Source organism: Oerskovia enterophila (assembly GCF_044748475.1).
In the GTDB taxonomy this organism is placed as follows: domain Bacteria; phylum Actinomycetota; class Actinomycetes; order Actinomycetales; family Cellulomonadaceae; genus Oerskovia; species Oerskovia enterophila.
On sequence record NZ_JBIVFZ010000003.1, the window covers coordinates 468,719 to 491,443 of the forward strand.

16 protein-coding genes are annotated in these 22,725 nt (G+C 71.7%); 3 read left to right on the forward strand and 13 right to left on the reverse strand.

Annotated elements, in window-relative coordinates; all coding sequences use genetic code 11:
• Positions 1-118 precede the first annotated feature (118 nt).
• A complete protein-coding gene (locus ACIPWA_RS11425) occupies positions 119-658 on the forward strand; it encodes an endonuclease domain-containing protein (RefSeq protein WP_400290236.1) in 540 nt (179 codons plus the stop codon).
• A 65-nt stretch (positions 659-723) separates the two neighbouring features.
• On the opposite strand, the gene leuS is transcribed toward ACIPWA_RS11425, so the two are convergent.
• The 10 genes from leuS to ACIPWA_RS11475 form a co-directional block, all read right to left on the reverse strand.
• Positions 724-3,684 (reverse strand): leucine--tRNA ligase, encoded by a 2,961-nt coding sequence (gene leuS / locus ACIPWA_RS11430; protein WP_400290238.1) that lies wholly within the window; start codon positions 3,682-3,684, stop codon positions 724-726.
• Between the two features lie 254 nt (positions 3,685-3,938).
• Positions 3,939-4,628 (reverse strand): vitamin K epoxide reductase family protein, encoded by a 690-nt coding sequence (locus ACIPWA_RS11435; protein WP_400290241.1) that lies wholly within the window; start codon positions 4,626-4,628, stop codon positions 3,939-3,941.
• A 102-nt stretch (positions 4,629-4,730) separates the two neighbouring features.
• On the reverse strand, positions 4,731-5,921 hold the full coding sequence (locus ACIPWA_RS11440) for an MFS transporter (protein ID WP_056763774.1): 1,191 nt from the start codon (positions 5,919-5,921) through the stop codon (positions 4,731-4,733).
• Between the two features lie 221 nt (positions 5,922-6,142).
• A complete protein-coding gene (locus ACIPWA_RS11445) occupies positions 6,143-6,847 on the reverse strand; it encodes a metal-dependent transcriptional regulator (protein WP_282956068.1) in 705 nt (234 codons plus the stop codon).
• Between the two features lie 105 nt (positions 6,848-6,952).
• On the reverse strand, positions 6,953-7,855 hold the full coding sequence (locus ACIPWA_RS11450; protein ID WP_400290245.1) for a metal ABC transporter permease: 903 nt from the start codon (positions 7,853-7,855) through the stop codon (positions 6,953-6,955).
• On the reverse strand, positions 7,852-8,781 hold the full coding sequence (locus tag ACIPWA_RS11455; protein ID WP_400290248.1) for a metal ABC transporter ATP-binding protein: 930 nt from the start codon (positions 8,779-8,781) through the stop codon (positions 7,852-7,854). The genes ACIPWA_RS11450 and ACIPWA_RS11455 overlap by 4 nt, the downstream gene beginning before the upstream one ends.
• Positions 8,782-8,804: 23 nt before the next feature.
• Positions 8,805-9,773, reverse strand: a complete 969-nt coding sequence (locus tag ACIPWA_RS11460; RefSeq protein ID WP_400290250.1) for a metal ABC transporter substrate-binding protein — start codon at positions 9,771-9,773, stop codon at positions 8,805-8,807.
• A 72-nt stretch (positions 9,774-9,845) separates the two neighbouring features.
• Complete coding sequence (locus tag ACIPWA_RS11465; protein ID WP_400290252.1) at positions 9,846-10,571, reverse strand: YceI family protein; 726 nt, start codon at positions 10,569-10,571, stop codon at positions 9,846-9,848.
• A gap of 85 nt (positions 10,572-10,656) precedes the next feature.
• On the reverse strand, positions 10,657-12,591 hold the full coding sequence (locus ACIPWA_RS11470) for a metallophosphoesterase family protein (RefSeq protein WP_400290254.1): 1,935 nt from the start codon (positions 12,589-12,591) through the stop codon (positions 10,657-10,659).
• Between the two features lie 68 nt (positions 12,592-12,659).
• Positions 12,660-14,147: an MFS transporter gene (locus tag ACIPWA_RS11475; protein ID WP_056651424.1), complete on the reverse strand. Its 1,488-nt coding sequence runs from the start codon at positions 14,145-14,147 to the stop codon at positions 12,660-12,662.
• A gap of 196 nt (positions 14,148-14,343) precedes the next feature.
• Here ACIPWA_RS11475 and ACIPWA_RS11480 point away from each other — a divergent pair, with 196 nt between their 5' ends.
• Positions 14,344-14,916, forward strand: a complete 573-nt coding sequence (locus tag ACIPWA_RS11480; RefSeq protein WP_068626445.1) for a TetR/AcrR family transcriptional regulator — start codon at positions 14,344-14,346, stop codon at positions 14,914-14,916.
• 402 nt (positions 14,917-15,318) lie between these two features.
• Here ACIPWA_RS11480 and ACIPWA_RS11485 read toward each other — a convergent pair whose 3' ends face one another.
• The 3 genes from ACIPWA_RS11485 to ACIPWA_RS11495 all read right to left on the reverse strand — a co-directional run bounded on the left by ACIPWA_RS11485 (position 15,319) and on the right by ACIPWA_RS11495 (position 20,981).
• A complete protein-coding gene (locus ACIPWA_RS11485; protein WP_400290257.1) occupies positions 15,319-19,347 on the reverse strand; it encodes an NPCBM/NEW2 domain-containing protein in 4,029 nt (1,342 codons plus the stop codon).
• Between the two features lie 195 nt (positions 19,348-19,542).
• The gene (locus tag ACIPWA_RS11490) at positions 19,543-20,175 is read right to left on the reverse strand and encodes an SGNH/GDSL hydrolase family protein (RefSeq protein WP_400290259.1); all 633 of its coding nucleotides are present in this window, start codon (positions 20,173-20,175) and stop codon (positions 19,543-19,545) included.
• The gene (locus tag ACIPWA_RS11495; RefSeq protein ID WP_082848967.1) at positions 20,172-20,981 is read right to left on the reverse strand and encodes a FadR/GntR family transcriptional regulator; all 810 of its coding nucleotides are present in this window, start codon (positions 20,979-20,981) and stop codon (positions 20,172-20,174) included. Before ACIPWA_RS11495 ends, ACIPWA_RS11490 begins: the two co-directional genes overlap by 4 nt.
• Before the next feature lie 94 nt (positions 20,982-21,075).
• On the opposite strand from ACIPWA_RS11495, the gene ACIPWA_RS11500 reads away from it, so the two are divergent.
• Positions 21,076-22,701 carry an ABC transporter substrate-binding protein gene (locus ACIPWA_RS11500; protein WP_068626453.1) on the forward strand — a complete coding sequence of 542 codons (1,626 nt, stop codon included), beginning with the start codon at positions 21,076-21,078 and terminating at the stop codon, positions 22,699-22,701.
• Positions 22,702-22,725 lie beyond the last annotated feature (24 nt).

Sequence of the window (22,725 nt, forward strand, 5' to 3'; positions counted from 1 at the left end):
GCTTCCCTGGCGCCTCTCCCGCGACCGAAGCATCCACGTCGTGGCCGCCGCACGTCATACCCGCCCGGCGCGCAAAGGTGTGGTCTCGCACTACTGCGGTCAGTCGAACCTGACGACGGTGCTGCATCACGGACTGCTCGTGACGTCGGCCGCCCAGACCTGGCTCCATCTGTCACACCGGCTCACCATCGACGAGCTCGTCGTCCTGGGCGACGCGATGCTCCGGCGCAAGGGAGCGGCCACGAACCTCGCCGACCTGCGCACCCTCACGGACTCGACCCATAAGATGAAGGGGCTGACGAAGGCCCGCGCTGCGCTCGATCTCGTCCAGCCCGGTACGGACTCCAGCATGGAGACCAGGGCCAGGCTCCTGCTGGTCCACGCCGGGCTTCCCTGCCCGGTCGTCAACCGGGCGGCGATCGACGACCAGGGCCGTTTCCTCGCCCTGCCCGACATGTCCTACCCCGAGCGACGCATCGCGATCGAGTACGACGGCGACGTCCACCGCACCGACCCCGCCACCTGGCGGCGCGACGTCGAACGCCGCCAACGCCTCGAGGCCGCAGGCTGGATCATCATCACCGCCACCGCCGACGACGTCCTCCGGCACCCCGAACGGTTCGTCGCCCGCGTCCGGGCAGCCCTCCAGAAACGCTGAGTGCGGAGTAGTTGTCGCAGATCATCTCGATCCACGACAACTGCTCCGCACTCAAGCGACGAACGTCAGGCCGGGACCACGTTCACGAGCTTGGGCGCCCGCACGATCACCGTGCGGATCCCGCGCCCGTCGAGCGTGCGCTGCACGTTCGCGTCCGCCAGGGCCAGCTCGCGCAGCTCGTCGTCCCCGATCGAGGGCGAGACCTCGAGCCGGCTGCGGACCTTGCCCTGGACCTGCACGACGCACGTCACGGTGTCCTCGACCAGGTACTCGTCGAGAGCGACCGGGAAGGGCTCGTGCGCGAGCGACTGCGGGTGACCGAGCCGGGACCACAGCTCCTCCGCGATGTGCGGCGCGATGGGCGCGACCATGAGGATCAGCGGCTCGATCGCCTCGCGGGGCACCCGGTCCAGGCCCGTGAGGTGGTTGTTGAGCGCGATGAGCTTGGCGATCGCCGTGTTGGAGCGCATGTGCTCCATCTCGACGCGCACGTCGGCGATGGTGCGGTGGACCAGGCGCAGGGTCGCGACCTCCGCGGGCTCCTCCGAGACCGTCGTCTCGCCCGAGTCCTCGGACACGACGTTGCGCCACAGCCGCTGCAGGAAGCGCTGCGAGCCGACGACCGCGCGCGTGTCCCAGGGGCGCGACAGGTCGAGCGGTCCCATGGACATCTCGTACACGCGGAACGTGTCGGCGCCGTAGGCCTCGTACATGTCGTCGGGCGTCACGACGTTCTTGAGCGACTTGCCCATCTTCCCGTACTCACGGTTGACGGGCTCGCCCTTCCACAGATACCGGACCTCATCGCCGCTGCTCTCCTCGACGACCTCTTCCGCGGGCACGTACGCGCCACGCGAGTCGGTGTACGCATAGGCCTGCACATAGCCCTGGTTGAAGAGCTTGTGGAACGGCTCGGTGCTGGTCACGTGCCCCAGGTCCAGGAGCACCTTGTGCCAAAAGCGCGCGTAGAGCAGGTGCAGCACGGCGTGCTCGACGCCGCCCACGTACAGGTCGACACCGCCCGCGGGGCCGGCCGTGGCGTTGTGCCCGGGGCCGGTCCAGTACTTCTCGAGCTCGGGCGAGGCCATGTGCTCGGTGTCCGCCGGGTCGAGGTAGCGCAGGTAGTACCAGCACGACCCTGCCCAGTTGGGCATGGTGTTGGTGTCGCGGCGGTAGGTCTTGGGGCCGTCGCCCAGGTCGAGCGTGACGTTGACCCAGTCCTCGTTGCGGCCCAGCGGCGGCTCGGGCGAGGAGTCGGCGTCGTCCGGCTCGTAGGTGCGCGGCGAGTAGTCCGGGACCTCGGGGAGGTTGACGGGCAGCAGCGAGTCCGGCAGCGCGATGGGCTGGTCGTTCTCGTCGTAGACGATGGGGAACGGCTCGCCCCAGTAGCGCTGACGGCTGAAGAGCCAGTCGCGCAGGCGGTAGGTCACGGTGCCGCTGCCGATGCCCTTGGCCTCGAGCCACTCGATCATGGCGCGCTTGGCGTCGGGCACGCTCAGGCCGTCGAGTGAGATCTCGTCGTTGGACGAGTTGACGATCTCGCCGTCGCCGGTCCAGGCGCCCTCGTGGTCCTCGGGGGCCGCGACCGTGCGGACCACGGGCAGCTCGAAGGCCTCGGCGAACGCGTGGTCGCGATCGTCGCCGCCGGGGACCGCCATGATGGCGCCCGTGCCGTAGCCCATGAGGACGTAGTCCGCGGTGAACACGGGGATGAGCACACCGTTGACGGGGTTCACGGCGAGGTGGCCCGTGAACACGCCGGTCTTCTTGCCCGCGTCGGCCTGGCGCTCGACCGCGGTCTTGGCGGCGGCCTCCTTGCGGTAGGCCGCGACGGCGTCGATCGGGGTCGCGTGCCCGCCGGTCCAGACGTCGTGCGTGCCGTCGGGCCACTCGGCCGGGACCTCGTCGAGCAGCGGGTGCTCGGGCGAGACGACCATGAACGTCGCGCCGAACAGGGTGTCGGGGCGCGTCGTGAAGACCTCGACGTCGCCGACGGGGCTGCTCCCGCCGATCGCACCGTCGATCGCGAAGCGCACGGTGGCGCCCTCGCTGCGACCGATCCAGTTGCGCTGCATCGACTTGACCTTCTCCGGCCAGTCGATGAGGTCCAGGTCGTCGGCCAGGCGGTCCGCGTACGCCGTGATGCGCATGTTCCACTGGCGCAGGCTGCGCTGGAAGACGGGGAAGTTGCCGCGCTCGGAGCGACCGTCGGACGTGACCTCCTCGTTCGCGAGCACGGTGCCCAGGCCCGGCGCCCAGTTCACGGGCGACTCGGACACGTAGGCCAGGCGCTGCGGGTCGATCACGGCGCGCTGCGCGACGCGGTCGAGGTCCTCCCAGCGGGTGCCCTCGGGGTGGCCGGGGACGGCACGCGTACCTGCGGCGTACTCGGCCACGAGCTCGGTGATGGGGCGCGCACGGCCCGTGCCGCCGTCGGGACGCTCGGCGTCCTCGTCGTACCAGGCCTCGAAGATCTGCAGGAAGATCCACTGGGTCCAGCGGATGTACTCGGGGTCGATCGTCGCGAACGAGCGGCGCGAGTCGTGCCCCAGGCCGAGCCGGCGCAGCTGGCGCTTCATGTTGGCCATGTTGGCCTCGGTCGTGACGCGCGGGTGCTGGCCGGTCTGCACCGCGAACTGCTCGGCGGGCAGGCCGAACGCGTCGTAGCCCAGCGCGTGCAGCACGTTGTCGCCGCACATGCGTCGGAAGCGTCCGACGACGTCGGTCGCGATGTACCCGAGCGGGTGGCCCACGTGCAGGCCCGCGCCCGAGGGGTACGGGAACATGTCCATGATGAAGTACGGCGAGCGGCCGTCGGCGTGCCTGCCCTCGCCGTCGGTGAGGTGCCCCGAGGGGTTGGCCGCGAAGAACGTGCCGCGCTCCTCCCACGCGTCCTGCCACCGGAGCTCGATGTCCTGCGCGAGGGCGGGCGTGTAGCGGTGGGAGGTCGTCTCGAGCGAGGCCGCGGGGGCGGTGTGCGCGGACTCGGCGGGGTTCTCGGGGGCGGGGTTCTCTGGCGTGCTCACCCCGCGAGTTTACCGTTCGGCGCGGGGGCGCCCGGCAGCGTCGTCGCTGCTGGGCACGGGGTGCTCCGGTCGCCGCCCGCCGGGGTGTGACCGGCCCGACGGCGCAGCGCACCCCGCGCTGCCCGGTCGCTGTCCGTCCGGGTCTCCCGGGCGAGCGGGGGCGGGTCACCGGGCCGGTGGTGCCGGCCACCGGCCCGGTGGGTTCTGGACCTGTCAGGTGCTGCCGAGGGCCGTCCGGCCCCTCCGGCCGCCGATCAGGTGCTCTGGAGGTAGGTGACGATCGTGGGGCCCATCTCCAGGAAGACCCAGGCCACGAGGAGGACGTACATCACGGCGAGCAGGATCCCGCGGTTGTCGACGATCAGCCGCTTCGCGCCCTCGCCGACCGGGAGGTACCCCTCCTGCACGGCGTGCACGACCTGGTACCAGAACAGCGGGATCATCGCGGCCCACACGACCATGCAGAAGGGGCAGAGCACGACGAGCACGTAGAGGCTCGTCCACACGAGGAAGACGATGAGCCCCATCGCGACCGTCGTGACGGCGAGCATCGTGAGCCAGAACCAGCGCGGCAGACGCGCACCGGTCAGCACCACGACGCCGATCGTCATGACCACGGGGAACGCCGCTACCCCGAGGTAGGGGTTGGGGAACCCGAGCAGGGTGCCCTGCCACGACGCCATCGCGGGACCGCAGTCGAGGAACGGGTTGAGCGAGCACGACGCGACGTGGTTCGGGTCGATGAGCTTGAGGTACTTCTCGATCGCGAGCCAGGCGGCGCCGACCAGGCCGATCGCGCCCGCCACCACGAGGACCCACCCGAAGGCTCGGGTCGAGAGGTTCTTGGCGTCGACGTCGGGCAGCTCTGCGGCTGCGTCCGGGCGCTGCGCGCGGGGCGCCGGGGTGCGCCCGGCACGGGAAGGACGGGTGGGGCTCTCGCTCACGAACCGCTCCTGGAGGTCTGCGTGTGCACTTCCGGCACACAGGTGGGCCCAAGGTACCGGCGAACTCTGAGGTTTGGCTGGAGGTCTCGCCGGTCCGTCACCTCAGGACGCGGCGACCGTCTCCTCGACGGGCGCGTCTGCCGGGACCACGTCCTCGCGGACGTGCGCGACGCGCTGGCGACCGAAGGCCACGATGATCGCGAGCCCCACGAGCGTCAGCGCGAGCCCTGTCCAGGCCGGGGCGAGGTAGCCCCAGCCCGCGGCGATCACGAGACCGCCGAGGAACGCCCCGTTGGCGTTGCCCACGTTGAGCGCCGAGTGGCACAGCGCGGCGCCGAGCGAGGGGGCGTCCGGCGAGAGGTCCATGAGGCGGGTCTGGAGCGCGAGCCCCAGGATCTGGGAGGTCACGCCCAGCAGGAACAGCGCCGCGACCGCGGGCACGGGGCTCTGGCCCGTGAGCGCGAACGCGACGAGGGCCGCGGCCGTGGACCCGAACCCGATCCAGACCGTGCGCATGACGTCCTTGTCCGCGAGCCTGCCCCCGACGACCGTCCCGAGCGTCATGCCCAGGCCGAAGATCGCGAGGACCACGGGGACCACGCCGAGCGAGAGCCCGGTGACCTCGGTCATGGTCGGGGCGACGTAGGAGTAGACCGCGAACATGCCGCCGAACCCGATCGCCCCACCCACGAAGCTGATCCAGAGCGCGCCGTTCTTGAGCGCCGCGAGCTCCTGGCCCACGCTCGACCCGGTGTCGCCGGACCCGGCCGGGACCCAGCGCCACAGGGCAAGGAGCGTGATCCCGCCCAGGACGCCGATGAGCACGAACGCCGCGCGCCACCCGAGCACCTGCCCGGCGTAGGTCGAGAGCGGCACGCCCACGACGTTCGCGACGGTCAGCCCCGTCATCATCATGGCGACGGCGTGGCCGCGGCGTCCGGGGCCCGCCACGGCGGCCCCGACGGCCGCCCCGACGCCGAAGAACGCGCCGTGCGGCAGCCCGGCGAAGAACCGGCCCGCGATGAGCCACTCGAGGCTGGGGGCCGCGGCGGACAGCACGTTGCCGAGCGTGTAGGCGAGCATGAGGCCCACGAGGAGCTTCTTGCGCGAGACGCGTGCGGCGAGCACGGTCAGGAGCGGCGCGCCGACCACGACGCCCACGGCGTAGGCCGTGATCGCGTGCCCGGTCAGGGGGATGGAGGCGTCGAACGCGGTCGCGATGTCGGGCAGCAGGCCCATGGTCGCGAACTCGGTGGTGCCGATCGTGAAGCCGCCCACGGCGAGCGCGAGCAGCGCGAGGCCTGCGGTCCGGGTGCTGCGGGGTGCGCCGCCGGTGCGTGCCCGACGGCGGTCCGCGCCCGGGACGGGCGCGTCGGAGCGGGTGTCGGTCGTCCCGGGCAGGCCGGTGCTGTCGACGGTCAAGGCGCCCCCTTCAAGGGTGTCGTTGCAAGGATCGAATCGTTTCGAACGCAGCGCCGGCGCCATCGGCAGCGTGATGCGGGAAGACCGTCAGTCTAGACCGGGGCGGAGTCCGTGGCGAGAGGCGCGGGCACGACCCACACGCGCGACGCCGCCGGCAGTCCCAGGTGGACCGGGCTCGCGTCGCTCCCCCACGTGATCGCCATGGTGCCCGCGTACTCGCGCCGCTCGTGCACGCGGACCTCGGCGTCGAGGCCCAGGCCCAGCTCGGCCAGGTAGCGCAGCACGTCCGGGTCCGAGTCCGAGATCCGCGCCACGACCGCGCACGCCCCCGCGTCGAGCTCCGAGAGCCGGATCGCCGCCGGACGCGGGACGAACCCGGACGCCGTGGGGATCGGGTCGCCGTGCGGGTCGCGCGTGGGATGGCCGAGCAGGGCGTCGATGCGGTCGAGCATCAGGTCCGAGACCGCGTGCTCGAGCACCTCGGCCTCGTCGTGGACCTCGTCCCACGAGTAGCCCAGCTCCGAGACCAGGTACGTCTCGAGGATCCGGTGCCGACGGACCATCGCGACCGCGTGCGATCGCCCGAGGTCCGTGAGCTCGATCGCACCGTAGCGCGCGTGCACCAGGAGCCCCTGCGACGACAGGCGGCGCACGGTCTCCGAGACGGTCGAGGCCCCGACGCCGAGCCGGTCCGCGAGGAGCTTGGTGGTCACCGGCTCGTCGGACCACTCCTGCGCGGACCACACCACCTTGAGGTAGTCCTGGGCGACGGAGGTCAGGTCGAGGGGATGGTCCACGGCGCCCACTCTATTTCACGGCCCTCCCCCAGGGCCGGGAGGACCGAGGTCCGGACGCCGGCGCGCACCCGGCGCCCGCCCCCTCGCCACGCCCCGGCCACCACCTCACCCCGCGACCAGCTCCGCGGGCTCGCGCTCCGCCGTCGGGCCGGAGGACGGCACGACGCGCGGGCGGCGCGCCAGGTGCACCACGTACGCGACCGCGAACACGACGCCCTGCGCCACCACGATCGTCGCGGCGCTCGCGGTGTCGAGGTAGTAGCTCGCGTAGATCCCCACCACGGCGCACCCGACCGCGACGAGCGGCGCGACCACGAGCATGCGCGACATCCGGTCGACCAGGAGGTAGGCCGTCGCGCCCGGCGTGATGACCAGGGCCACCACGAGCACGACCCCGACCGCCTGGAGCGCGACCACCACGGTCAGCGCGAGCGACCCCAGGAGCAGCGCGGACAGCCGCCGCGGCGAGATCCCGACGGCGTGCGCGTGCACGGGGTCGAACGCGAACAGCGTCAGGTCGCGCCGCTTGAGCACGAGCACCACGGTCGTCAGCGCACCCAGGACCACGACCTGCCACAGGTCCGTGTCGGTGATGCCCAGCATGTTGCCGAACAGGATGTGCCCCAGGTCGATCTGGCTCGGGGTCACCGAGATGAGCACGATCCCGATCGCGAAGAGCGTCGTGAAGACCACGCCGATCGCCGCGTCCTCCTTGAGCCGGCTCGTGTCGCGCACGGTCCCGATCAGCGCGACCGCACCGACCCCGAACACGAGCGCCCCGATCGCGAACGGCACCCCCACCACGTACGACAGGACCACACCGGGCAGCACCGCGTGCGAGACCGCGTCGCCCAGCAGCGACCAGCCGATCATGATGAGCCAGCAGCTCAGGAGCGCGCACACGATGCTCGCGACGACCGCGACGAGCAACGCGCGCTGGACGAACTCGTACCCGAGCGGCGCGGCGAGCCAGTCCCCCGCGCTCGCGAGAAGGTCGACGGGGTTCAACGGGCTGCTCCTTCGGACGGGGCGTCGGACAGGTCGGCGACGGCCGAGCCGTGGTCGGCGACACCAGAGGTGGTGGTCCAGGCGACCGAGCTGTCGCTCGCACCTTCGCGGCGCGCCGACGCGAGCGGGTCGATCCCGAACGTGCGCGCGAGGTTCTCGGGGCGCAGCACCACGTCGGGCGGCCCGGTCATGATGATGCGTCGCTGGAGGAGGATCGCGTCGTCCACGAGGTCGGGCAGCGACGCGAGGTCGTGCGTCGAGACGAGCACGGCGCAACCCGCGGCGGCGAGGCTCCGGAGCACCGAGGTGATCTGCGCCTCCGAGACCTTGTCGACCCCGGCGAAGGGCTCGTCGAGCAGCAGCAGCCGCGCGCCCTGCGCGATCGCGCGCGCCACGAAGACGCGCTTGCGCTGCCCGCCCGACAGCCTCCCGATCTGCCGGTGCGCGAGGTCGGCGAGCCCCACGCGGTCCAGGGCGTCGGCCACGGCCCGCCGGTCCTCGGCGCGGGCGCGGCGCGTGGGTCCGAGCCCCCCGTAGCGCCCCATGGTCACGACGTCGCGCACGTCGACCGGGAAGGACCAGTCGACGTCCTCGGACTGCGGGACGTATCCCACGAGCCCGTCCTTGCGCGCCGCGTCGGCGTCTCGGCCGTAGATCCGGACGTCTCCCACCTGGGTGACGCCGCTGCCGCGCGTCATGCCCATGACGGACCGGAAGAGCGTCGACTTGCCCGAGCCGTTGGCCCCGATGAGCCCGGTCACGGTGCCCGGGGCGAGCGAGAGGGCGACGTCCTCGAGGGCCAGCGTCTCGCGGTAGCGGACCGTGAGCCCGCGGACCGCCAGGGCTGCAGGTGCAGAGGGCTCAGCAGGCTCGACCGGTGCAGCGCTCCGGGCCAGGGCCGACCCCGCGTCCGTCCCTGGTGCCACCGCACCGCTCCCGACACCCGCGCTCACGACTCGCCCCGCAGACCCTCGCTGATGACGCGCGCGTCGTAGGCGAGGAGGTCGAGGTAGGTGGGGACGTCGCCGTCGGGCCGGGAGAGCGAGTCGACGTAGAGCGTGCCCGCGTACGTCGCGCCCGTCTCCGCGGCGACCTGGCGCTGCGCGGAGTCCGAGACGGTCGTCTCGCAGAACACCGCGCGCACGCCGTTGTCACGCACGTGGTCGATCACGCCCGCGACCTGCTGGGGCGTGCCCTGCTGGTCGGCGTTGACCGGCCACAGGAACTTCTCGTCGAGCCCGACGTCGCGCGCCAGGTAGGAGAACGCCCCCTCGCACGTCACCAGGACGCGCGACCCCGCGGGCACCTGCTCGACCTCGGCAGCGAGCTCGCGCCCCACGGTCTCGATGCGCTCGGCGTAGTCGGTCGCGTTCGCCCGGTAGTCCGCAGCGTGCGCAGGGTCCGCGACGGCGAACGCCTCACCGATGTTGCGCGCGTAGATCGCGCCGTTGACGGGCGACATCCAGGCGTGCGGGTTGGGCCGCCCGTCGTACGCGCCCGAGGCGATCGAGAGGACGTCGACGCCGTCCGAGACCGTGACGTGGGGCGCGTCGAGGCGTGCGACGAAGGGTTCGAACCACTTCTCGAGCCCGAGCCCGTTGTCGAGGACCAGGTCCGCGCTCGCAGCGCGCCGCAGGTCCGCGGGTGTGGGTTCGTAGCCGTGGATCTCCGCGCCGACCTTGGTGAGCGAGGAGACCTCGACGTGCTCTCCACCGACCTCGCGGGCCATGTCGGCCAGGACGGTGAAGGTCGTCAGGACCTCGAGACGCCCGACGGCGTCGCTCGCCGCCGGATGGTCGGCGGAGGTTCCGGCGGGCTCGCCCGGGGCGGTGTCGGCCGCGCACGCCGCGGCGAGGAGCAGGGCCGTCAGGCCTCCGAGGAGACCTTTCACCCCTGTGCGAAGTTGAAAGTTCGGCATACCGAACTTTAACCACGAACGAGGTGCCGCGTCGAGTCCTCAGGGCGGATCGAACGGGTTCCTCGAACAGGTTCAGGGCGAGGTGGGCGCCGGGGACGGCGCCTCCGGGACACGCTCGAGCTCGAGCAGCATCTCGACCGTCCCCGAGGGCTCGACCGTCACGAACGGCAGCTCGGGCAGGTGCACGCCGTAGTCGACGAAGGTCACGGGGATCGCACCGCTGACCTGGACCCCGTCGCCCGAGCGCCGCGCCTCGAGCGTCACGGTCACGGGCTCGGTCACGTCGCGGATCGTCAGCGTGCCGCGCGCCTGGACCGTGAGGGGCTCGTCGCGCTCCTCGACACCCTCGAGGTCGACCGGCTCGGTGAGGATGAACACCGCGTCGGGGAAGACGTCGGTCTCGAGCAGGCGCCGGAACGCGTCGTCGCGCACCACGCTGCTGCTCGCGATCGACCCGGTCTTGACCGTGATCTCGGCCCGGACGAGCTCGCCGTCCGTCACGACGAGCGTCCCTCCGACCTCGTCGGTCCGGCCGACGACCGTGCCCTTCTCCCCGCTGAGCACCTCGTCCACCCGGTAGCCCGCCTGCGACCCGGCGCCCACGACCCAGGTGCCGTCGGGGTCGAACGGGCCCGGGTCCGGCGTGGCCGTCGGGGAGGCCGTCTCCCCCGGGGTCTGGAGCCCGAGGGGCGGCGGGGCCGTGCCGGCCGAGAGCCGTGCGACCAGGTATGGACCCGCGAGCACGATCACCAGCGCCGCGACGATCGCGGCGAGGATCCATCGGGCACCTCTGCTCATACCGCGTATTCTGCCGCGTCCGCGGTCGGGGTCGGGACCGCGACCGGTCGATTCACCCGCTCCGTCGGAGTCGCGCACGAGCCCCTCACTCCTCCTTCGCGGAGTCGTCCGTGATGGTCGCGGCGGGCGCCCCGTCCGCGCCGTCACCGGTCCCGTCGACGCCGTCACCGGTCCCCGTCCCGTCCGGCGCCTCGGTGCCCTCGCCGGTCCCGTCGAGGACCTCCTCCGGCACCGGCACGGGGAACGCCTCGCGGGCGCCGACCTGCGCGGAGCCGTCGGGGAAGACCTGCACGAGCTGCCAGTCGACGAACTCGCGCAGCACGGGGTCGAAGCGCAGGACGGTCATCTCCGCGACCCCCTTGAGCGGCCCGACGGTCGGCTCCCCCGACTCGGCCCCCGCGGTGCTCGCGTTGACGTACCGGATGCCCAGACCGAACTGCTCGGGCCCGCTGCGGCGGTGCGTGTGCCCCGAGACCTGCAGCGGGACGCAGCCCGTCTCGAGGGCCTCGTTCCCGGCACGCGGCGAGTGCACGAGCAGGAGGTCGATCCCGTCCTTGGCGTCGCACGCGGTCTGCGCGAGCCGCTCGGCCTGCTCGGCGGGGGTCTCGGGACGGGCGGCCTTGGACCCGGCACCGATCCTGGTCTCGAGCGCGTCCCGGTCTCCGAGGATGCGGACCCCGTCGACCTCGATCACGTCGCCGTCGAGGATCTTGACGCCTCGCTTGCGCTCCTGCGCCGAGGTCTCGACGCTGTCGTGGTTCCCGTCCGCGACGACCATCGTGGCGCCGTCCGGGACAGCGGACGTGAACGAGTTCACGCAGAACTGCTCGACGCTCGTGCCGTTCATGGTCGTGTCGCCCGCGTTGAGCACGACGCTCGCCCCGGAGCGCTCGGCCGCGGTGCGGATCAGCGGGGTCATCCCGATGTTGCAGTGCAGGTCGCTCACCACGAGCATCGAGACGAGCTCGTCCTCGGGGGTCGCGGACGGCGACTCGGTCGAGCCGTCCGAGGGGGTCGCGCCTCGACGCGCAGCAGGGCCTTCCGCGCCCTCGGTCACCTGGTCGCCCTCGCTGCCCGACGGCGCCTCGCCCGCAGGGTCCTGGGCCGCACCGTCTGCGCCGGTCGGGTCGTCCGGGCCCACCTGGTCGCCCGCGACGCCGCCGTCGACCCCCTGCTGCCCTTCGGCGGGCGGTTCGGTGGCTGCGTCCCGCGCGGCCTGCTCGTCGGCCTCCCGCTGGGCGGCGGCCTCCTCCTCGAGCACGTCGCGCTCGTCCCACGCGACGCCCAGCGCCGTGTTCGCGCGGGCGTAGAAGGCCTCGTTGTCCTTGTAGGCGTTCATGAGCATGCCGCCGTAGGTGTCGACGACGCCCGCGAGGCGGCCCGTGATCCGGGCTCCCTCGAGCGGGGTGCCCGCGAAGACCGCCGATGCGGGGCGCGAGTCGGTCGTCGACGGTTCCTCGGCCGAGGCGGACAGCGCACCGAAGACGAGCGAGACCACGACGACGCCCGCGGTGATCTCCCAGGTCCTCGGCGCGACCGCCTCGCCGATCTCACGCCGTCGGGCCGCTCCGAGGAGCAGGTAGAACCCCGCGCCCGCGGCCGCGACCACCAGGATCGCGAGGCCCGTCCGCCGCGCGGCGTCGGCCACGAGGCTGCGCGTGACCTGCTCGATCGTGTCCTGCGGCCCGCCGAAGAACTGCAGGTACCCCTGGAGGTCCTGCGTCAGGGCGGCGATGGTCGTCGCCTGGTCGAACGCCGTGAGGTCCGCGGGGATCTCCTCGACCGTGATCCGTGCACCGAGACCCACGGGGAGCGGCGAGTCGATCTCGAGCGTGCCGAGCGGGCCGAGGTCGACCACGACGAGGCTGTCGGTCGTCACCTCGTACCGGGCCTCGTGCGGGCCCAGGCTGAGGTCCGCGGTCGCGGTGGTCACGCCGAACACGACGCACGGGACGAGCAGGGCGACGACGGACAGCGTGTAACGGACCCAGCGGGGCGGGGTGCGACGGGGACGATTCATCACCTCTCACCCTTGCGGATCGGACGCCCGGATGCCAGCGGGCACGCTCGCCGGCATCCGGGTGAATCTCACGCGCGTGCGGAACGCAGGGCCACGAGCGCGATGACCGACGCCACGAGCATGAGCCCGAAGCCGATCCAGGACGTGGTCCCGACGCCGCTGCCGAACGCCTCGTGCGCCGAGGCGAGCAGCGCCTGCGCCTGCTCGGTCGGCAACGTCTGCGCCACCTGCGTGGCGCCGCCGAGCGTCTCGGCGGCCGCCGCCGCGTCCGCGGCGGGCACCCCGTCAGGCACGACGACGTTGCGGTGGTAGGAGGCCGTGAGGATGCTGCCCAGCACCGCCGTGCCGAGCACGGCCCCGACCTCGTACGCGGTCTCCGAGATCGCCGAGGCGGCGCCCGCCTTGTCGGCGGGGACCGCCGAGACGATCAGGTCGTTCGACACGGTCTCCGCGGCGCCGATCCCGATCGCGAGGACCACGAACGCGACCACGAGCCCGGTCAGGGTGCTCGCCCCCGCGGTCAGGGCGACCATCGCGTACCCCGCGGCGGCGAACAGGATCGCGACCGCCACGACGTGGGACGGGCGCACCCTGCGCACGACCCGGACCACCAGGAGGCCCGCGACCACCATCGCGACCAGGCCCGGCAGCAGGGCGTAGCCCGCCTTCATGGGGCTCAGCCCCAGCACGAGCTGCACGTCCTGGGACACGAAGAACAGGAAGCCCACGAGAGAGAAGACCGAGAGCAGGTTGATGACCACGGCCCCCGAGAACTCGCCCTTGCGGAACAGCCGGACGTCGATCATGGGGTCCGGGCGCCCGAGCTGACGGCGCACGAAGACCCAGCCCGCCACGAGGCCGAGCACGAGCGCCCCGAACGCCAGCGCGCTGGGACCGGACTTCGCGAGGGTCTTGATCCCGAGCACGATCGGCGCCATGGTCGCCATGGAGAGCACGATCGAGACCACGTCGACGCGGCCGGGGTTCGAGTCCCTGGACTCGGGCACGAAGACCGGCGCGAGCACGAGGAGCAGCACGAGGACGGGCACCGCCAGCAGGAAGACCGAGCCCCACCAGGCATGCTCGAGCAGGAACCCGCCGGCGATGGGCCCGATCGCGTTGCCCGCGGCGAAGCCCGCGGCCCAGATCGCGATCGCGAGCCGCCGCTCCTCACGGTCGGTGAAGATGTTGCGCAGCAGCGAGAGCGTGGGCGGCATGATCATGGCGCCGAAGAACCCGAGCCCCGCGCGCGAGGCGATGAGCGCCTCGGCGCTCGGAGCGTAGGCCGCGACGACGGAGAGCAGAGCGAACCCGACCGCGCCGACGAGCAGGAGCCTGCGCCGGCCGATCCTGTCCGCGAACGAGCCCATCGAGACGAGCAGGCCCGCGAGCACGAGCGGGTAGATGTCGATCATCCACAGCAGCTGGGTCCCCGTGGGGCGCAGCGCCTCGGAGATCTGCGGCAGCGCGAACGTCAGCACCGTGTTGTCGATCGAGACGAGCAGCACGGGGAGCATGAGCACGGCGAGCGCGACCCACCGGCGCCTGCGGGTCAGGGGCGTGCCACCGGTAGGGGTCGTGGGGTCCTGCGGTGCGCCGACGGGGCCGTTCGGGTCCCGGGGCGTCCGGTTGTCCTGGACGAGAGTCACGGGAGCGTCCTTTCACGTACGAGGACGGCTGGGGCGGCGCTGTGGCGCCGGACTGCCAACCGTCCAGACGGTATAGTAACCGTCCGGTCGGTACACTTTCAAGATGCCGCCGCCCCCCGCCGCTCGCGCCAAGGTCCTCGAGGCCTTCGCCACCCTGCTCGTGACCCAGGGAGAGCGCGCGACCACGCTCGACGCGGTCGCCGCCGAGGCCGGCGTGTCCAAGGGCGGCCTGCTCTACCACTTCGGGTCCAAGGTCGCGCTGGCCGAGGGGCTCATGGAGCACCTGCGAGACCTCACGGCGGCCGACGTCGACGCCATGCGCACAGCCCCCGCAGGCCCGGTGGACTACTTCATCCGCACGTCGGCCGACTCCGACAGCGACTTCGAGCTCGTCTACGTCGCGGTCTCGCGGCTCGCTCAGGGCAGCTACCCGCAGGCACGCGCCGCGCTCGACGACGCGCACGACGCCTGGGCCGGGGCCGTGCTCGAGGTCGTCGGCGACCCTGTGCTGACCCGCGCGATCATGCTCATCGGCGACGGCCTCTACGCCCAGGCGAGCGAGCACTTCGCGAGCGGCGCCTCGCCCGCGAACGCGGCGACACCCCAGGGCGGGTCGATCGACGACCTGCTCGCCCTGATCGACCAGATGATCGCGCTGCGCGCACAGCGCGCCTGAGGACGCCGGGCCCGGCCGGCCACAGGCAGGCGGCGCGTCGCCGTCGGGCAGGGCGCTCCTTCGTCGCCGGACATGCGAGAGGCGCCGTTCGCCCCCAGTGGCAACCGGCGCCTCTCCCTCCCGCACACCTCTATGCGGTACCCCCGCCCTGCGAGCAGCGCGGGGGATTCCCTCGTGCCTCGCCCGGGGCTCCCACGGTCCGTAGCGTGGTGCGTCCGGTACGACGACGGTCAGGGGGCCCGAGGGCCCACGAGCCAGTCTCCACTGTCTCGGCCCTGACCGCCAGGGTGACACGAGGCCGGAGGTCGGTTCGCACCGACCTCCGAGCAGCGGCAAGGCGTCCGGGGACGCCGTCGGTCGAGCCTCGGCCCGCCCGACGGCATCCCCGTCCCCCTCGTCAGGTCAGCCGACCCCGCCGTACGCGACGGTCCGGTCGACGCTCACCTTCTTCCCGTCCACGGTCCTGGTCACGGTGACCGTGACCTCACCCGCGGGGATCGTCGCGGCCCGAGCGTTGAAGCTCTGGCTCGCACTCTTGCCCGGCAGCACGCCGACGAACGTCTTGGTGCCGAAGGGCGTCGTGACGGCGACGTCGACCGGGACGTCCTCCTCGTTGACGGCGCGCACCGACAGGAGCACCGAGGCGCCGCTGCGCTTGGCCGAGGCCTCGGCCGAGAAGGCGATCTCCGGGGCAGGCTCGGCGCACGTGAACCTCGCGTCGCCCCACACGCCGTGCGCGCCGTTGATGGCGCCCGGGCTCGTGGGGTCGACGACCAGGTCGATGTACTGGGCCCCCGTGACGTCGACCGAGACCTGCTCGGTCGGGAAGCCCGCCTGGAACGTGGTGCCCTGGTACCGGTTGGCGCCGTCGACGTCCACCTTGAAGATCACCGACCCCTTGAAGGGGTCCTCGAGCCCGACGTCCGCGGTGAACGCCGTGCACTGCCCGCCGAGGTAGTACGTGACCTTCGACGCCGCGTGGACGCCCAGCCCCTTGGTGTAGGTCTTCTTGAGCTCGGGCGTCGTGTTGATGACGAGCGGCTTGTCCGGAGAGGAGGCCGAGTCCTTGTTGGCGACGTCCTTGCCGATCACGCCGTAGCCGTTGGTCGCCGACGTCCACGTGAGGTCGGAGGCCCAGACCGTCCCCTGCGGTGCCTCCGGCAGCCCGAGCGTGGCGACCTTCATCGCGAACAGCTTGGCGTTGGTCTGCACCGGGAACGTGACGGACCGCAGCTCCTTGGCCGGGTTGAGGATCACGGTGTCGGAGTAGACCTGGTACTTGTACGTCGGGTACTCGTACCCCGCCGGGTTGTTCTTGTTGTTGCGGCCCTGGCTCGCGACCGCGACGCTCGACCCGTTCAGACCGCCCTGGAGCAGCCAGTTCGGGAAGAAGAACGACTGCTTGGACGTGGTGCCGTCCGCGTAGGTGATGGTCACCTCGGGAGTGACGCCAGCCCCGGCGGACGCCGAGCCGAGGAACGCGAGGTGCGTCCCCTTGCCCGAGAGCGCGACCGTCTGACCGTCGAGGGCCATCGAGTTGGCGACGCCCGGCGCTGCCGCGGGCCACGTGTACTCGATGGTGTCCTCGCCGCTCGTCACGGTCAGGGGTTCGCCCCACGTGGCCCCGGCGGCCGCGAGCGCGTCCTCCGAGAACGAGGCTCCCCCGCCGTCGAAGTTGCCGGCGTCCTTGGTCGCGAGCGACGTGACGGACACGTGGTTGAAGGCTGCCGCCAGGGTGCCGTAGGCGACGTAGAGCTGGTTGGCCCCCGCCACCGTGCGCTCGTCGCCCGCCGCGTCGCGGTAGGTCGCACGCGCACCCACGGTCTGCTGCCCGGCCGCGGACCCCGCGGCCGGCGAGACCACCACGCGGGCCGTCACGCTCGCCCCCGGCGCGACCGAGGCCGCCGTCGTCCCGGTGCTGCTCACGAGCGTCCAGCCCTGAGGGAGGACGGGTTCGATCACCAGGTCGGTCTTGGCCTTGGTGCCGGTGTTGGTGAAGGTGAGCTCCGCCGTCGTCTCCTGCCCCTGGAAGACCTGGGCCGCGAGGCCCACGGTCACCGAGGCACGGCCCGCGTCGGAGTCCTTGCCGCCGACCGCGCTGGTCCCGGCCAGGACGACGGTCGCCGAGGCGTCGGACGAGATCGCGCCGAGCTTGACGCGGACCACACCACCCGGTGCCGACGCGTCGTAGAACCATCCCGTCGTGGCGGACTCGAGGGCCGCCGCGTCGGCGACCTGCGTGAGCGCCGCTCCCCCGACCGTGACACCCGAGGGCGCCGAGCCGGTGTGGACGTCGAGCAGGTACGGGCGCGCCGCAGCCTTGCCCGCGTAGTCCCCGACCCGCTCGCCGACCGTGACCGTCACGTCACCACCGTCCTGCTCGGGGGCCGAGACCGTGAGCTCCTGGGACGACGTCGCGTCGTCCTTGTAGGCACGCGTGAGCTTGTCGTCCTCGTACAGCGTGAAGCTCTCGTCGCCCTGGGGGTAGACGTCGAGCGTGATCGCCGAGTCCTCGGGCACGAGCGACGCGTTGCGCGCCACCAGGCCCTGCGGGACGACCGCACCCGCCCGCACGAACACGGGCAGCGTGTCGAGCGGGGCGCTGTACCCGTTGAGCACGCGACCGCCGTCGAGCACGTCGCCCGTCCAGTAGTCGACCCAACGCCCCTCGGGCAGGTATATCCCGTTGCGGATCTCCGAGTCGGAGAACACGGGCGCGACGAGGAAGTCCTCGCCGAGCAGGAACTCGTTGTTCGCCTCGGCCCCGTAGGACATGGGGTCCTGCGGGTACTCGAGCGCGAGCGAGCGCATCATGGGCGTGCCCGTCTCGTGGGACCCGGCCGCGAGCGTGTAGATGTAGGGCATGAGCCTCTGCCGCAGCTGGAGGTACTTGCGGTTGATCTCGGTGGCCTCGTCGCCGTAGAGCCACGGGCGCTTGTCGACCGACGCCCAGCCGCTCATCGAGTACAGGGCCGGCGCGAAGGCCTTCCACTGCAGGTCGCGCACGTAGGACTTCGTGGACCCACCGAAGATCCCGTCGACGTCGCCCGTGCTGAACGCGAGCCCCGAGTTCCCGGCCCCCGTGAGCGCCGAGATCTGCCAGCGCACCGCGTCGAGGTTGCCCGAGTGGTCACCCGTCCACTGCATGCCGCACCGCTGCGACCCCGCCCATCCCTCGACCATGAGGGACGTGCCGCGCGCGTCCGAGTAGTCCTCGAAACCCTTGTAGGCGGACTCGCAGCCCGTCAGCGCCATGCGGTAGCCGTTGCCGACCCACGCGACGTCGAGCTTGCGCATGCGCACGCCCGCCTCGCCGACCTCGTACTCCTGGTTCGTGAGCGACCGCTGGGTCCACAGGCCCGTGACCAGGTCCGAGTCCTCGGCGATCTGGGCGACCGTCTCCGGCAGGTCCTGGTACTCGCAGCCGTAGCCGTCGTTGACGAGCATCCAGCCCGCCGGCATGTCGTTCTCCTTGAAGCGCGCGGCCGTGATCGCCGCCTGCGGCGTCTTCTGCTTGATCCCCTCCGGGTCGCCGAAGCCCGACGACGAGTACGTGGGGTTGGAGCGGTTGTAGCAGTCGGCGTCCCCGTACTCGAGGGCGTAGACGGGCGGCATGAGGGGGCGGCCCGTGAGCTGGGTGTACCCGTCGAGCGCACCCTTGTAGTCGCCGACGAAGTAGTAGGCGTCGAAGCGCCGCTCCTCGTGGGTCGTCGTGGCCTCGTCCGTGAAGGCGTAGGTCCCTCGGGCGAACGTGTTGCGCAGCGCTCCGTAGCCGTTCGACGTCATGTAGTACGGCACCGCGTTGGGGTAGCCGTCGTCGTCCCAGTCGAAGTTCCGCGCGATGTTGATGGTCGCGCCCGTGTGGATCGAGCGGCCGTTCTGCATGCCGCCGCCGAGGAACTGCTCGTCCGACGCCGTGCGCAGGTGCTGGGTCGCGGACGAGGCACCGAACGAGAGGGGCGCCGACTCGTCCCAGACCACCGAGCCGTCGGCACGCACGAGCGTCATGCGGCCCGTGGTCTTGTCGATCTTCAGGGTGACCTTCGCGGTCGCGAGCGTGATGGTCGCGCCTTCGGTCACGGTCGGCGTGGCGCCTGCGAACTCGTCGAGCCCGACGACGATGTTCGCCGTGCGCGTCGCGTCGCCCTGGGGCGTGTTCGCCGGGTCGGAGAACGTCCCCGAGGGGTCGGCCTCGACGCGCAGCGTCTCGTCGTCGAGGAACGTCACACGGTAGGCGCCGGTGCCCGCCGTGAGAGTCACCTTGTTGCCGACGGCCGTGACCTGGGTGATCGCCCCGAGCGGCTTGCCCGCCGCATCCACGGGGACCTCGGGGGTCACGGGCTTGGGGGCGGCGGCGGCTGCCGCGAGCGAGGTCGCTGCCGGCGCGGCGGGTGCCGCGCCGGCAGGGACGGAGACGAGGCCTGTGCCCACGAGCGCCAGTGCGGCGATCGAGGCAGCGAGGACTCGGGATGAAGGCGGTGCGCCGCGACGGGGGGTCGCGGGGCGGCGCTGTACGACCGGTTTCATTGAGCTCCCTTGCCTAATGACTGGTTGTGCGTGTTTTAGCCTTGAACCACGCACTAAGAATCAGTCACCTCGACGCCGGAGGCAAGAGATACGGAAGTACTAGCGCAGATGTACAACTTTCAACCAGGCCTCGGCGAGGAGGTCGTGGCCCGCGGGCGTGGGGTGGACACCGTCGTACGCCCACGCCTGGGGACCCAGCCCGCTCGTCGCGACGGCCTGGGCGAAGGGCCCGTCGGTCGCCACGAGCGGCAGGCCGTAGGCCCCGGCGAGCCGGCGCACGACCTGGATCTTCGGGTCGAGGTCCTCGCGCCAGCCCCACTGCTCCGGGCGCACGGGCACCAGGAACGGCTCGACCAGGACGAGCGCCGCCTGCGGAGCACCGGCGAGCGTGCGGTCGAGCAGGTCGCGATACCCGGCCTCGAAGTCCTCGGCACTCGTCTCGTCGCCCGCGTCGTAGCGGCGCCACGTGTCGTTGATGCCGATCTTGATCGAGACGAGGTCGGGCTCCAGCGCGAGGACGTCCTGGTCCCAGCGCGCCTGGAGGTCGACCACCCGGTGGCCACCCACCCCCCGGTTCAGGACAGTGACGCCGCGACGCCCGCACACACCCGCGACACGGGCCGCATAGCCGTGCCCCAGGCCGAACTCCCCCTCGGCGAGGCGACCCGCGTCGGTGATCGAGTCACCGATCAGCACGACCCGCGAGCCCGGGCCGAGCGACGGGCCGCTCACACGACACCGCCCCGCACGCCCTGGGACTCCTGGGCACCGGCGGCCGTTGCCGCGGCGACGCGCCCCTCCTCGACCGTCGAGGCCATCTGCGTGAGCGCGTCCCGGAGGGGCGCGTAGTGCGCGACGACGGCGTCGCGGTAGGCCTCGGCGTCCCCGGCCTCGGCAGCGCGGAGCATGGCCCCGTGCGCCTTGGCCGTGAGGTCGATCTGGTCGGGGGCCGGCAGGCCGAGCTTGGGCGAGACGACCTGGTGCACGTCCCAGAAGGCGGTGCCGAGCTGGGCCACCAGGAAGTTGTCGAGGTGGGCGAGCAGGTGCGAGTGGAACGCGCGGTCCTCCTCGAAGAAGTCCTCACCCGCGCGCGCCTTGCGCTCCATCTCCGCGACGAGCCGCTCGAGCTCGGGGTTCCTGCTCCCGGCCATCTCCGTGACGATCTGCTCGGCCATCGAGATGTCGAGCGCCTGGCGGACCTCGACGACCTCGCGCAGCGCCGAGAAGTCGTCCCCCGGGATCAGGACCCCGCGGAAGACGAGCCCCTCGACCAGCGGCTTGAGCGAGAGCTGCCCCACGTACGTGCCGTACCCGTGCCGCACCTCGACGATGTCGAGCGCCGCGAGCGTCCGGATCGCCTCCCGGACGTTCGACCGGCTGACGCCGAGCAGCGAGCACAGCTCGGCCTCGGTGGGCAGCAGGTCACCGGGCCGCAGGTGGGCCCGCAGGATGTACTCCTTGATCTGCTCCGTCGTCGTCGGGGGACGAACCCCCTGTCGAGCGAATCCCCCATGATCCACGGGATCGGTAGCTGTCATGCGCCTTGACCTCCTCAGGAATTGCCTCTACCGTTCAACCCTACCAGCGTCAGACATCAGACGTCCTATATCTGGAGAGTTCATGGCTACCTCGATGGCGAATAGCACGAACGCGACCGACACCTCTCGCCGCAGCTTCCTCAAGCTCGCCGGCGTGATCGGCGCAGGAGCGGTCCTGGCGAGCGCGGTCGCCGCCTGTGGCGGACCCGCGTCCACCTCGGCCGACCCGCAGACCACCCCCGCCGGCAGCGGGGCCAAGCCCAACCTCGACGGCACGATCGAGGCCGGCATCTCGTACGCCCTGTCCACGGGCTTCGACCCCATGACGACGTCGGGCGCCGTGACCATGGCCGCCAACTGGCACGTCCTCGAGGGGCTCGTCGAGCTCGACCCCGCAGCCCGCACGCCCTACGCCGCGCTCGGCAAGGAGCTGCCCAAGAAGATCGACGAGACCACCTGGGAGGTCACGCTCCGCGACGGGGCCACCTTCCACGACGGCTCCCCCGTCACGACCGACGACGTCGTCTTCAGCTTCAACCGCGTCCTCGACCCGGCGAACGCCTCGCTCTACTCCCAGTTCCTGCCGTTCCTCGCCTCGGTCACGGCAAAGGACGACAAGACGGTCACGTTCACGCTCAACTACCCGTTCGGGCTGTTCGTCGACCGCGTCTCGGTCGTCAAGATCGTCCCGAAGGCCATCGTCGAGGCCGACCCCAAGGCGTACGACTCGCTGCCCGTCGGCACCGGCCCGTACAAGCTCACGAGCGCCACGGTCGACGACAAGATCACGTTCGAGCGCTTCGACGCGTACAACGGTTCGCGCCCGGCGCTCGCCAAGGCCATGACCTGGAACCTGCTCTCCGACGCGGCCGCCCGCGTGACCGCGGTCGAGTCGGGTCGCGTCCAGTCGATCGAGGACGTGCCCTACCTCGACGTCGAGCGCCTCTCCAACGCCGTCACGGTCGAGTCGGTCCAGTCGTTCGGCCTGCTCTTCATGATGTTCGACTGCACCAAGGCGCCGTTCACGGACAAGCGCGTGCGCCAGGCGTTCTTCCACGCGCTCGACATGGACAAGATCATCAGCACGGGCCTGCTGGGCAACGCGACCGCGGCCACGAGCTTCCTGCACAAGGAGCACCCGTCCTACGTCGAGGCCGGCACGGTCTACACGTACGACCCGGCCAAGGCCAAGAAGCTCCTGACCGACGCCGGCGTGAGCGACCTGTCGATCACCCTCCTGACGACCGACACGAGCTGGGTCAAGGACGTCGCCCCGCTCATCAAGGAGGACCTCGACGCGGTCGGGATCTCCACGACGCTCGACATCGGCCAGTCCGGCGGCCAGTACAAGAAGGTCGACGACGGCCAGCTCGAGGTCATGGTCGCCCCGGGCGACCCGTCGGTCTTCGGCAACGACCCCGACCTCCTCCTGCGCTGGTGGTACTCGGGCTCGGTGTGGCCGGTCAAGCGCTACCGCTGGGCCAGCACGCCCGAGTTCGCCGAGGTCACGCGCCTGCTCGACGCGGGCGCTGCCGAGCAGGACGCGACCGAGCAGAAGAAGACCTGGGGCGAGATCTACGACATCCTCTCGGACGAGGTCCCGCTCTACCCGCTGCTGCACCGCAAGCTCCCCACGGCCTGGGAGGACTCCGCGCTCACCGGGTTCAAGCCCATCCCCGTCACGGGCCTGTCCTTCCTGGACGTCTCCCGCACCGCCTGACGTCCCCGTGTTCCGGGTGGCGGC